Below are 12,645 nucleotides of genomic sequence, written 5' to 3'. Positions count from 1 at the left end.
AGTTGCACCCGCGTCATACAAGACGATCTACAGCATCACGCCTCGACCCCACGGACCAACCCCATAGATTGATCCCAACTCGATACGCGCCCTAGGTGCGCCTCCTGTTGGGCCGCCTCCGCAGCACCACCGGGATGGCACTGATCGAGGCAACCGCCACCCCGCCGATAGCGGCGATCGCCGCCTGGCCGATGTTGCCGGTGGAGCCGTACGCCAGGGCAATCCAAAGCACCGCCCCGACCGGCACGAACACAACCAGCACAAGCGCCCAGATCGGGATGTTCTCCGGGCTCAACAGCCCCCCGGGCTGGTCCTGCCCGGTCTCTCTCGTTACCGTGGTCACCTGGTCTCGTTCCTCCTGATAGCTGGTCCTTGCCACGGACATTGGTGGACGCGACCGTTCAAGGCGGCCCCCGGGTTGCAGCCCGGGGACCCGCCGCCTTGACCCACAGATGCGGGCCGGTCGCTCTGCCTCAGGACTGTATCGAGCGAACGAGACAGATTGCCGGCCATGCGCGTTCGGCGGTACCGCCGAACACACTCCCGAACACCGAGCCACCCCCGCTTCGCGCCGAACCGCGGTGGTCAGGACGGGCGCGGCTTCGCTGGCGGGAACGCCTTTCCCCTTGTCGAGGATCTCCTCCTCCAGGTAATCGACCCTGCTCGGGAAGGCCATCTGGCGGATCTCGCCGAAGGGGCACCGGATGGCGTTTCCGGAGACACCAACGCTGTCCATCCGGGGCCACCTGGGGGCGCCCGGGGTTCCTGGACGTTGTGCAGGTCGCTCCAGTTTCAGGTCGGATCGGTCCACATGGGTCTTCTCAACCGCGAGATCCATGCTCCGGGCCGCCCGGCCGCGCCGACCATAAGAGTTTCGCCAGTGGTCACGCTGTCGGTACGCTCTGCCGCCAGGAGACGCACTACCGGAAGACCCAGGATGGCCAATCGCGCGCTTCACAACCTCGGCGCAACCCCCCGCAAGGGCAACCACCCGTGCAACCTCTGCGGGCAATTCGGGAAGCTGACGCGCACCCATGTCCCGGCGAAGGCGGCCGGAAACCGGGTCAGGCGGTCGCGCATGGTTTCTGCCAACGGCCGAGTCATCCCCGATCCTGACCCTCGCGATGGCGGCCTGTACGTCTTCGCCCACTGTCGGACATGCAACGGAGACCTACAGGCACAGTACGACCCTGCCTACGCGGAAATGGCGAACGGCCTGCGCCATCTCTGGGTTCCGTACCCGACCCCGGGTATGCCCCTGCGTCATGCCCTGCCGGCGATCGACATCATGCCGGGAGCCATCGCCCGAACCGTGCTGATCGGCTTCTTCGCGCTGGCCCCTAAGCTCCGCGCTCTACACCCTGGACTGGCCGACTCTCTTGTGCGCCGTGACCCGGCGATCACGTTGCCCCCCAACTTCGCGATACACCTCGCACTGTCTGTCGGTACTCAGGCGAGGATCGCGGGACCGTTCTTCAACATCGTCGCCAGCTCGATGGGCCGTGGCGCACGGAACGTCGGGGTGCGGTCCAGCGCCAGCATCTACTTCCCGCCGCTTGCATGGCAGTTCGCACCACCCGACGACGTGCTGCTAACCGCGCAAGGGTGGGCCAACGTCTCCGACTGGCTCTCCATGCCGGCCGACAGAACAGTCCCGCTACGGACCGTGTGCCCGCCCACCCTGCCGATGGTGTGGGTCCCTGAGTTCGATCCGATGTTCCGCCGCAACATGGTCTCCATGGGGGGCGGCAAGATCGCAGAGATCGTCATGGCCACCGATGTCCCCGCGCAGTTGTTCGATCGGGCGTAGGTCACCGCCAGGAGAGTGTGATCCCCTCCACGCTGAAGCCTGGGCCACGCCGGCCACGGTCCACCGTGACCTCCAAGAGGAGGCGGATCACGGTCCGGCGCGCATCGAGGCTCAGGGCGGCACCGGCGGTGACGCCACCCCAGCCGACATGACGGCGCCGCCGACGTGTCGATCCCGCTCGACATCCTGGTTACGGTGGTGATCAAGTGATCACATGGGGGAGCGATGGCTGACGACGCCGCTGTACCGATGGCCGCGCCGGGCGCGGAGGACCTGCCCGACGGGGTCGCCGCCGGGCTGCAATCGCAGATCGATGACCTGACAGCCACGCTGGAGTACCACCAACGCCTGTTCGAGTCGTTGCGGGCGCGTGGGTTGCTGCCCACCGATCCGGACGACGGGCGGCCGTGATGGCGGCGCCAGACCAGCCGGCGGCCCGGCCTGCGCGGGAGGTCGCCGAGCGTGTTGCGGCTTCGGTCGACCGGACCGCCGCGCTGCGCGGGCGTGCCGGGTCGCTGGCCGCTCAGGTCGCCGGTCCGCCTCGCCTGTCGGTGGTCCCGGACTCGCGGCGGCAACGTCTGCTGGCCGTGCAGCGCGTGGCGGCCGAGTTTTACCGCGCCCAGCTCGACCGGCCCGAGGGTGCGTCGCCGGCGCGCTGGCTGGCCGCTCAGGGCGTTCCGATCGACGGGCGGTGGGCGGTCGGGTACGCGCCGGACCGGCCGGCCGCGCTGGTCAACGAGCTGCGGCGGCAGGGCTTCACCGATGTGGAGATCCGAGCGTCCGGCCTGGCCGCGACCGGCCGCAGCGGGCAACTGGTCGACCGGTTCCGTAACCGGGTGATGGTCGGCATCCGTGAGCACCGCGATCCGGAGCGGCCGGTGGTCGGCTTCATCGGCTACGCCCCGCCCGGCGTGCCGGACGTGGCGCCAGTGCTGCACAGTCCCGCCACGGCGGTCTTTCGACCGGCCGAGGTGGTGTTCGGACTCGCTGAGCAGCCTGAGCGCACCGGCCGGTCGGTGGTGGCACGGACCGCGTTGGAGGCCATCGCCCTGGCCGAGCGCGGTGACGGTGCGCCGCTGGCGGTGGCCGCGTGCGGGCCGGCACTGACGGGGCCGCAGGTCGCGGCGCTCACCGCGCAGGCGGATCCGGCGGCCGGTGTCGCGGTGGTCGTCGACGAGGACGGCAGCGCCGACGGGCGCAGGTCCGCGGCGCGGGCCTTCCACGTGCTCGACCCGGCGGTGACCCGGCACCCGGAGCGGCCCGGGCCGGTGCTGGCCGCTACTGCGGGTGGCGAGGACACATGGCCGCTGGTGGAGGTGGTGGTCACCGCCCGGGTCGACTGGGCCGCCCGCACCTTCACCACGGCGGCGGGCCGGGAGGTCGCCGCCCAGTCGATCCGCGCGATGCTGCACGGGCAGCCTGACGAGATCGCCGAGCCGTTGGCCGCGTACGCCGCCGGCCGGCTCGGCGTCCCGGTCGACCCGGCGCCGGCAACGCCCAAGCCGGCCGTGACCCCGCAGACGGCGGTCCCGGCGCCAGTGCCGGCGGTCCTCGATGGCGCGGCGACCACGACCGGCCCACCGGTCGGCCCAGACACCAACCAGCCGGCCGCAGCGCCAGAGAAGACGGAGACAGCAGAGGATGAACCGGTACGGGGCGCAAGCCCAGAGGCACTGGCAGACGTACCTTCCGAACCGATACGCGGCGCTGATAGCCGACGGGACGGACCTGAACAGCTTCTTCTCGACTTTGGGGGATCAGGCGACCCAGCAGATCGAGGAGTTGACGAGGCAACTGGCCGGCCCGGACCCGGCCGGCGAGGGGTACCTGAACAAGCTGGGCCGGCTCAACGAGGCCCGGATGGCGGCCGAGGAACAGGTGCTGCCGGAGCTGATCCTGATCGACCCGGAGACGAACGAGATCAGCCCGACGGCGACGCAGAGCCCGACGGCGGAACCGCGAACGGATCCGGAGGACTGGATTCCGATGGTGGAGGACCCGACCGATCCACGCTGGCAGGAGATCGCGGAGCAAGAAGCCGCGATGAACGACGACAGCGAACCGCCAGCCCGCAGCTAGACGCCGAGCCACCGGCCGCCGAACCGGCCCCGCCGGTTGAGCTGGCCGAGCCGGGCCCGCCAGCGGAGGCGAGAGCGCCAGTAGCTACGGCGCCGGATCCGGACCGCCTGGCGTCGTTCACCCCGAGAGGGCAGGAGGATCTGGCCCCTCGGGGTGAGGTGGCCCGACTCAACGCGAACCTGGCGGCGCTGCGTACCCTGCGGACGCTTCAGGCCGAGGGCCGGCCGGCCACCGCCGAGGAACAGTCGGTGCTGGCCCGCTGGTCGGGGTGGGGTGCGGTGCCCGGAGTGTTCGAGGGCCGCACCGACCACCGCGACCACACACGGTTCGCGGCGGCCCGCGAGCAGTTGCGGCAGTTGCTCGACGAGCGGGAGTACGCGGCGGCCGAGCGCAACACCCTGAACGCGCACTACACCGACGCGGCGTACGTCCACGCCATCTGGGACGCGGTCACCGGCCTCGGGTTCGAGGGCGGGGACGTGCTGGAACCGGGATGCGGGCCGGGCACCTTCATCGGCCTGGCCCCGGGCACTGCCCGGATGGTCGGGGTAGAGGTGGAGCCGGTCACGGCCGGGATCGCCGCCGCGCTCTACCCGCACGCCACCATCCGCACCGAGTCGTTCGCGGACACCCGCGCGCCGGCCGGCGCGTTCGACCTGACGATCGGCAACGTGCCGTTCGGGAACTTCGCGCTGGCCGACCGGCGGCACAACCCGGGCAAGCACTCGATCCACAACCACTTTTTGATCAAGAGCTTGCATCTGACCCGGCCTGGTGGCCTGGTCGTGGCACTGACCTCCCGCTACACCATGGACGCCGCGAACCCGGCCGCCCGCCGGGAGATGGCGGCCCTGGCGGACCTGGTGGCCGCCGTGCGGCTGCCGACCGGCGCGCACGAGGACGCCGCCGGCACCAAGGTCGTCACTGATCTGCTGATCCTGCGGCGGCGTGAACCCGGCCGGGAGCAGGCAGGGATGGCCTGGGAGCAGACCCGGGAGATCGACGTGCCCGGCGGCGACACCGTCCATGTCAACGAGTTCTTCGCCGCCCGGCCCGACCGGATCCTCGGTGACCTGTCCGTCGGTCGGGGCGCCTACACCGCGCACGACCTGGTCGTCACCGGCGCCGGCGATACCGCCGCCGAGCTGGCCCGGGTCCTGGGCGATGTGGTCGACGAGGCCCGCCTCGCCGGGCTGACCCTGACTCCGCGCGTCGAAGCCGGCCCGGCCGCGCCGGTCGCGGTCCTGGCCGCCGTCGGCCGCGAAGAGGGCCACATCGAAGCCCTCGACGACGGCACGTTCACCACCGTCGTGGCCGGTCAGGTCGTCGAGTACAAGGTGCCCGCCACCCAAGCCGACGAGCTGCGGGCGCTGCTGCTGCTGCGCGACACCGTGACGGCGTTGCTGCAAGCGGAGTCGTCATCGCTGGACGACGGCGACGAGCACCCCGACGGCCCGCCGGCCGGCTCGGCGGCGTTCCTGCGGATCCGGCTGAACACCCTCTACGACGCCTACGTCGAGCAGTACGGCTTCCTGAACCGGTACGACACCTACACCCGCCGGCAGCGCAACAAGACCACCGGCGAGCTGGAAACGATCCTCGATGAGGAGACCGGCCAGCCGAAGCTGTACCGCAACTACCCCCAGCTCGCCGGATTCCGTGGAATCGACCCGCACGCCGCCACGGTGTTCGCGTTGGAGAACTTCAACGACGACACCCGCACCGCCACCAAGGCGGACATCTTCAGCAAGCGGGTCATCCTGCCCCGAGCGCCCCGGCTGGGCGCCGACAGTCCCGAAGACGCGCTGGCTATCTGCCTGGACGACCACGGCGCCGTGATTCTGCCGGAGATCGCCCGGCTCGTCGGCGTCGACGAGCCCGAGGCCCGCGAAGCCCTCGGTGAGCTGGTCTACGACGACCCCGGCACCGGCCGCCTGGTCGAAGCCGCCGCCTACCTGTCCGGCAACGTGCGCGCCAAGCTCGACCAGGCACTGGTCGCTGTCGAGGACGACCCGAGGTTCGAGGTCAACGTCCGCGCCCTACAACGGGTTTTGCCCCGCGACGTCGGCCCCGGCGAGATCATGGTGTCCTTCGGTGCGCCGTTCATCGACTACCAGGAGGTGCAGGCGTTCCTCCAGGAAATCCTGCACGATCCGCGGCTGCGGGTGACGCACCCCGGCGGATCGGACTGGCAGGTCAAGGGCAGCCGGACCGGGGTGCTGGCCCGGTCGACCTGGGGCACCGCCGGCATGTCCGCCCCCGAGCTGGCACAGCGCTTGTTGACCAAGACCCCGATCCGGGTCTTCTACGAGGTCGAGAAGGGCAAGCGGGCCCTCGACGTGGAGGCGAGCGCCGCCGCGCAGGCCAAGGCTGTCGAGCTGGAGGAACGGTTCGAAGCCTGGGTGTGGGAGGAACCGGAGCGGGCCGCCCGCATCGCGGCCACCTACAACCGGATGTTCAACGCCCACGTGCCCCGCAGCTACGTCGGGGCGCGGCGCAGCCTGCCCGGCATCTCCGTCGAGTTCAAGCCCCGCCCACACCAGATCGAGGCGGTCACCCGGATCGTCAACGAGCCCGGGGTGGGCCTGTTCCACTGCGTGGGCGCCGGCAAGACCGCCGTGATGGCGATCGGCGCGATGGAGCTCAAGCGGCTCGGGCTGGTCAACAAGCCCGCCATCGTCGTGCCGACGCACCTGCTCGAACAGTTCTCTCGGGAGTTCCTCCAGATCTACCCGCAGGCCCGGGTCCTGGCCGCCGGGCAGGACGACACCAGCGCCGCCCGCCGGCAACGCTTCGTGGCCCGCTGCGCCACCGGCAACTGGGACACCGTCATCATGGCCGCCAGCTTCTTCGAGACGCTGCGGCTGTCCGACGACGAGCAGCGCCGCTTCCTCGACGGTGAGTTGAAGGACCTCCGGGACAAGATCGAGCGGGCACACGCGCAGGCAGTCGACAACGGCGAGGACCCCGGGCGCAACGGCGCCGTCAAACGGCTCCAAGGCTCCCTGATCCGCAAAGAGGAGAAGATCAAGGAGAAGTTCGACAAGCCGACCGACCCCGGCGTGACGTTCGACCAGACCGGCGTCGACTTCGTCTTCCGCGACGAGTGGCACGACCTGAAGAACGACACGATCACGTCCAGCATCGTCGACGCCAGCAACGACGGCTCCGACCGGGCGATCGACTTCCGGGCCAAGCTCGACTTCCTGCGCCGTCGCTACGGCCAGCGGGTGGTGTGCGGGGCCACCGCCACCCCGATCGCCAACTCGGTGCGGGAGCTGTACGTCGTCACCCGGCACCTGCGCCCGGACCTGCTCGAAGCCACCGGCACCATGGACTTCGACACCTGGGCGTCGGTGTTCGGCAAGGTCGTCACGTCGGTGGAGATCTCACCCACCGGCAGCGGCTTCCAGACCAAGTCGCGGCTGGCGAAGTACACCAACGCGGCCGAGCTGTCGCTGATGTTGCGCACCTTCGGCGACATCCGCACCCCCGAAGACCTGCAACTGCCCACCCCGCTGCTGAGCGTCAACGCCGACGGGCACCGGGCCCCGCACGTCATCAGCATCGACCCGGCGCCCGAGTTGGTCGACTTCATCGCCAGCCTCGATGACCGGGTCGAGTGGTGCCGTAACAACCCCCGCGACCGGGACATCGACAACATCCTGAAGATCTCCGGGGAGGCGCGGGCGGCGTCGCTGGACCTGCGGCTGCTCGGCGCGGCCCAGGACACCCCGGGAAAGATCGACGTGGCGGCCCGCAACATCGCCGAGATCTGGCAGGCGCACCGCGAGACCCGCTACCTGGTCGACCCGGACGCCGAGAACCCAGTCGAGCATCCGACGCCGGGCGCGCTGCAGATCGTGTTCTGCGACCTGGGCACTCCGAAGCCGAAGGACCCGGAACGGTGGACGGCGTACGAGGCGCTGCGCGACCGGCTCGTCGAGCTGGGGATGCCCCGCGAGGTCGTCAGGTTCATCCACGAGACCAACAGCGACAAGGAGAAGGCCAACCTGTTCGCCGCCTGCCGCAACGGCGACGTGTCGGTGCTCATCGGCTCGACCGGCCGGATGGGCACCGGCACCAACATCCAGAACCGGGCCGTCGCCCTGCACCACCTCGACTGCCCGTGGCGCCCGGCCGACATCACTCAGCGAGACGGCCGGATCATGCGCCAGGGCAACCAGAACGCTGAGGTCAGCATCTACCGGTACGTCGTCACCGGCTCCTTCGACGCCTTCAGTTGGCAGACCGTCGCCCGCAAGGGCGGCTTCATCGACCAGATGATGCGCGGCACTGTGGCCCGGGAGATCGAGGACGTCTCCGACGAGACCCTTCAGGCTCACCAGATCAAGGCGATCGCCACCGGCAACCCGCTGCTCATCGAGAAGGAAGAGCTGGGAATGGAGCTGGCCCGGCTGGAACGGGCCAACCGATCCCACCACAACACCCACGCCGCCCTGGAGAAACAGATCCGGGAGCTGCACCAGTGGATCGCCGTCGACGAGCGGCGCATCGAGGCCCTGGACCAGACGATCGCCCGCCGCCAAGACATCCGCGGCGAGAAGTTCCGCATGACCGTCGCCGGCCACCACCTCAACAAGCGTCCCGACGCCGGCCGCGCGCTGCAACACGCCATCACCGCCGCGTCCGCCGGCCTCGGCTCCACCGAGCAACGCGACCAGGTGCCGCTGGCCGAGCTGGGCGGCTTCGCCGTCACCGCCACCATCTGGAACGGCCGCGACGGGGTCCTGGTCTCCCTCACCGTCAACGGCGACTCCGGCATGAGTACCAAACTGTCGCTGACCGACGCCACCACCGGCGACACCACCGGCCTCATCCGCCGCCTCGAACACCACCTCGCCGCCCTGGAGTCCCGACGCGGCCAGCTCGTCGCCAACATCGCCAGCCAGCGGGAGGAAATCGAGCGGGCCCGCACCCAGCTCGGCCAGCCCTTCGCCCGCCACGACGAACTCGTCAACACCCGGCGCCGGATGCGGGCCGTCTCCGCCGCCGTCGACGCGATCGCCGACCTCGACTCCGTGCCGGTCAGCACCGCCAGCGCACCCGCCGTACCGGTCACCCTCGACGACACCTGGATGCCCGACCAGGTACGCGACAGCCTCACCACCGACGAACGCGCCTGGCTGACCACCCGAATCCACCGCGTCGCCAACGCCGGCACGCTACAAGGCGCCGCCCGCGCTCAGGACGACGTCGCCGCGTTCGCCGCCACCTTCGACAAGGCACTCACCGCCATGCTCGGCGACCCGAACGAACCCAACCTGTCCGTGGCGATCTTCCTCAAGTGCGACGACCCCGACTGGCGCGCGACCCTGTTCAACGCCGCGCGCCAGGCCGTCCACGACACGGTCCGGGCCACGCCGACGCCGGCAGCCGGCACGGTCCCGGCCGGCGCCAGCGCAGACCGGCCCGGCCCGGCCAGCCCACTGACACCGGCCGCCATCGTCGCCGCCACCACGCCGGCTGATCGGGCGCTGCTCGACGCCTGCACACAGCAGGCCCTGCGCGCCAGCGACGTCCAGGCCGCCGCGCGCGCCGGCGACAAGACCGCCTTCACCGCGGCGTTCGCCGCCGCGCTAACCACCGCCATCGGCCAGCTCGATGACCCCGCTGACGTGGCACGCCTCGCCGAACTGCACCGCGATCAGGCGTTCCGCGACGGCCTGACCCACCTCGTCTGGGACAAGCTCACCCCCCGGCGACCGGATCACCAGAGTGGGCCCGGCACACGGTCCGCCGACGCGGCTGCGGTCGCCGCCACGGCGTTCGTGCCGGCGGCCGGCACGGTAACGGCGGCATCCGTCTCCCCCGCCCCTGTCACTACCCACCGGGTCGCCCACCACGACCACGCCCACGTACCCGAGCGGTGACCCACACCGACCCGTCCCGTCCTCACGCTCCTGGGTGCCGCGGTCGCCGCCCGCGTCCAGTCACGGTGACGTCCCGGCCTGCGCGCACCGGCGCGAGCCCGCTGCCGGGTCGTCACTCGGTGGGCGCGGTTCAGATCACCAGTTGGGCGGCGACGCGCGAAGGTCACGGTGGTCTCGCCCAGCAGCGGCGACCGTAAGCCTGACCTGTGTCGTGCGGCCTGCGGCCCCGGGCAGTGACGCCCGAGGCCGGCCCGGCGGCAGCGGCAAGACGAGGTTCACCGCTTGCCCCGCAGCGCACCGAGCCCGGCGCGGCCCCGGATTGGAGCTACGGCTGATGCGCCCAATGCCAGGTCGACTCGCAGTAGGTGATCGATCCGTCGGGGGCACCTTTGCAAGCACGCGTGGCCAGGTAGCGTGTGAGGTTGTAGCTGTAGTAGTACCCCTTTCGGGCGTCTACCCCGTTTGTGGAACAGTCCACCACGGGTTCACGGTAGTGCCAGTGCCCCGTCCAGCCGCCGTCGTAAATCTCGTAGCGGATCTGGGTGATGGCGCAGTACCCGTCCGTCGCGGTGTCGTCAGCAACCGTGGACATGTCATCCCCGTCCACCCACGCACTGACATGCTGCTTTGCGCCGCTGATGGAGCTCAGACTGGTGGAGGGTCTTCCCGGCCATTACGGCGCACCACGGTGCGTGCGGCCTGGAGCAGGGCGGCGAGGGCAGGGTTGTCGCGGCGGGGGAGCCAGGCCAGGGCTGCCGTGGACAGCGGCAGGTCGACGACATCGACGTAGGCGACGCCCCGGCGGGAGTAGTCGAGGCGGGCCTCGGCGGGCAGAAAGGCGATGGCCTGACCACGAGCGACAGCCGACAGCAGGGCGTCCATGTCCTCGGCCACCGGCCCGTACCGGACGGCACTGCCGTCGGGGCGGGGGTTGACCGTCCAGAAGTCCCACCACTGTCGAAGCTCCGGGATCGGAACGTCAACCACCACCCGGTCGGACAGCTGGGCCAGGGTCAACGGCGCCTGCGCCACCAGCGGGTCGTTGGCGGGCAGACAGGCGACCCGGGGCTCGGTCGACAGTTGCAGGCTCCGCAGTCCGGGCGGCAGCGGAGGACGCAGGAACGCCGCGTCCACCTCGCCCCGGGGTAGCACGTAGACCTGCTCGACGAAGTTGACCGAGCGAATCTCAACGGTGATCCCGGGATGCCGGGCGGACAGCTCGGCGAGGATGGCGATCACGTAGGGCATGAAGGCCTCCCCGCCGATGGCCCCGATCCTCAGATGCCCCCGGGTCTCCCGGGAGTACACGGCGGCGAGCTTCTGCAGACGGGTCATGGCGACAACGGTGTCGCGCGCCTTGGGTATCAAAGCCTGGCCCGCCGGGGTGAGCTCCACCTGGCGGGAGGAACGCTGCAGCAGGTCGACGCCGAGCCGGCCTTCCAGCGCGCGGATCTGTTGGCTAAGCGCCGGCTGACTCAGGAAGAGCCGCTGGGCGGCACGACCAAAGTGCAACTCCTCGGCCAGCACCAGAAACAGCCGCAGTTGATGAACGCTGGGTTCACGCGAGGCGGATCGGACCCGAGGTCGCGGCCGCCTACCGGCACCGTCACGGACCATAACGAATATTCTATGGATTCTCGTCTAGTCGGTATTGCCAGCGCCTGTACGACAGGCGGGTCTCCCGGCATGATTCCTAATCAGGTGCAAGACCATCGGTCACCGTTCGCGTCACCATCGGCTCGCATGGCAGCAGCGCTCTGGTCTGCGGCGTAGTCGTCGACCACTCGGAACGCGTACGCGGCGGGGGTGCGGGCCCGGTCGACGAAGCCAGGCACCTGCCACAACATCGACTTCCCGTTGATCAAGGAGGAAGAAAATGAGGCATCAGCGCAAAACATTACTGGCCGTGCTGATGGTGGCCTTGTTCGGGGTATTCGTGTCGCCCACGCCCACCCAAGCCGCTGTCGCTACATTTACTCCCGGCCACGCCCTCGCGGCAGCTCAACCCTCTGGCGTCGAAAGCTCGGCGCGCAAGTCAGACGACCAGGCAAGCAAACGAGTGCGAACCATGTCCAGCGACGTCGGGACGCAGGTCATTGTCGTTGGGCTGCGAAATCAGGATGGCCGCTGGGAGGAGTTCTGGCGCGGTAGCGACTGTGCGCTCTGGCACCGCTGGCAGCTGTCGCCGGGTGGCGCCTGGTCCGGGATCGTCAGCATGGGTGGTTGCCTGGCCGAGGACGTTGACGGACAGGCCAATGCAGACGGCCGACTGGAGATTTTCGGCCGCAGTCCGAATCAAGCCATGTACCACATCTGGCAGACGACGCCGAACTGTTGCTGGAGCGCCTGGACGTCCATGGGGGGTATTCTAACCAGCAACTGGAATACCTGGAAGAATTCCTACGGCGGGATTGTCGTAGACGGGCAGAGCCCAAACGGCTACTGGTATCGGAATTACCAGAAGAGCCCCAGTTGCTGTTACAGCGGATGGTTCCAGATCTGATTGGCGAACCGACCGCCCTGCCGGGCATGGGGCAAGGTCAAAGGTGCTGCCGTGCCGCTTCCGGTCCTCGCGCCGTGGCCGGCGCTGCGGTCCGGGTCGGCTTGCCACCGGCCTGTGCCCCGGCGATGTCCGTATCGGTCGATCACACGGCTGCGGCCTTTCACCGAAAGGTGAGGGGCCGCGTCGGCCCACCCGTAGTATCAGCGAAAAACCAACGGCAATGCTGGTCAGAGCTGGTCCCGCCCCTGCGCGTTGGCCTCCGACACGCTCGGCGACACGCCAGGAGCTGCCGGTGTGCGATCCCGGCCGCCGGCCAGCGATGTCACCCCGCGGATTCAGGCAGGTAGCCGTGCGCAATG

Annotated in this window: 9 protein-coding genes and 1 pseudogene; 6 read left to right on the top strand and 4 right to left on the bottom strand. The window is 69.8% G+C overall.

Features of this window, described 5'->3' with window-relative positions:
• Positions 1–91: 91 nt before the first annotated feature.
• Entirely contained in the window at positions 92–343 is a 252-nt protein-coding gene (locus tag ACGFIZ_RS29330) for a hypothetical protein (protein WP_393424898.1), read from the bottom strand.
• Positions 344–937: 594 nt separating this feature from the next.
• On the opposite strand from ACGFIZ_RS29330, the gene ACGFIZ_RS29325 reads away from it, so the two are divergent.
• The 3 genes and pseudogenes from ACGFIZ_RS29325 to ACGFIZ_RS29315 form a co-directional block, all read left to right on the top strand.
• Positions 938–1,810, top strand: a complete 873-nt coding sequence (locus ACGFIZ_RS29325; RefSeq protein ID WP_393424895.1) for a hypothetical protein — start codon at positions 938–940, stop codon at positions 1,808–1,810.
• Between the two features lie 225 nt (positions 1,811–2,035).
• Positions 2,036–2,221: a hypothetical protein gene (locus ACGFIZ_RS29320; protein WP_393424892.1), complete on the top strand. Its 186-nt coding sequence runs from the start codon at positions 2,036–2,038 to the stop codon at positions 2,219–2,221.
• Positions 2,221–2,742, top strand: a pseudogene (locus ACGFIZ_RS29315) (hypothetical protein); the annotation flags it as partial. The gene ACGFIZ_RS29320 and the pseudogene ACGFIZ_RS29315, both read left to right, overlap by 1 nt.
• Here the strand turns inward: ACGFIZ_RS29315 and ACGFIZ_RS29310 are convergent.
• Entirely contained in the window at positions 2,706–3,311 is a 606-nt protein-coding gene (locus ACGFIZ_RS29310; RefSeq protein ID WP_393424907.1) for a hypothetical protein, read from the bottom strand. The pseudogene ACGFIZ_RS29315 and the gene ACGFIZ_RS29310 sit on opposite strands and share 37 nt — an antisense overlap.
• 140 nt (positions 3,312–3,451) lie before the next feature.
• Here ACGFIZ_RS29310 and ACGFIZ_RS29305 point away from each other — a divergent pair, with 140 nt between their 5' ends.
• Positions 3,452–3,889: a hypothetical protein gene (locus ACGFIZ_RS29305; RefSeq protein WP_393424904.1), complete on the top strand. Its 438-nt coding sequence runs from the start codon at positions 3,452–3,454 to the stop codon at positions 3,887–3,889.
• A gap of 158 nt (positions 3,890–4,047) precedes the next feature.
• Complete coding sequence (locus tag ACGFIZ_RS29300; RefSeq protein ID WP_393424901.1) at positions 4,048–9,783, top strand: DEAD/DEAH box helicase family protein; 5,736 nt, start codon at positions 4,048–4,050, stop codon at positions 9,781–9,783.
• Positions 9,784–10,108: 325 nt separating this feature from the next.
• Here the strand turns inward: ACGFIZ_RS29300 and ACGFIZ_RS29295 are convergent, their stop codons facing one another.
• Both ACGFIZ_RS29295 and ACGFIZ_RS29290 read right to left on the bottom strand, forming a co-directional pair.
• Entirely contained in the window at positions 10,109–10,390 is a 282-nt protein-coding gene (locus ACGFIZ_RS29295) for a hypothetical protein (RefSeq protein WP_393424889.1), read from the bottom strand.
• 38 nt (positions 10,391–10,428) lie between these two features.
• Positions 10,429–11,400, bottom strand: a complete 972-nt coding sequence (locus ACGFIZ_RS29290) for a LysR family transcriptional regulator (RefSeq protein ID WP_393424886.1) — start codon at positions 11,398–11,400, stop codon at positions 10,429–10,431.
• 259 nt (positions 11,401–11,659) lie between these two features.
• Here ACGFIZ_RS29290 and ACGFIZ_RS29285 point away from each other — a divergent pair, with 259 nt between their 5' ends.
• Complete coding sequence (locus tag ACGFIZ_RS29285) at positions 11,660–12,286, top strand: hypothetical protein (protein WP_393424883.1); 627 nt, start codon at positions 11,660–11,662, stop codon at positions 12,284–12,286.
• The last annotated feature ends 359 nt before the right edge of the window (positions 12,287–12,645 follow it).

The sequence above is a fragment of the Micromonospora sp. NPDC048830 genome (assembly GCF_043198215.1).
Classification (GTDB): Bacteria; Actinomycetota; Actinomycetes; order Mycobacteriales; family Micromonosporaceae; genus Micromonospora.
Note: the sequence above shows the minus strand (reverse complement) of the source record. Positions and strands in the feature narration are given on the sequence as shown.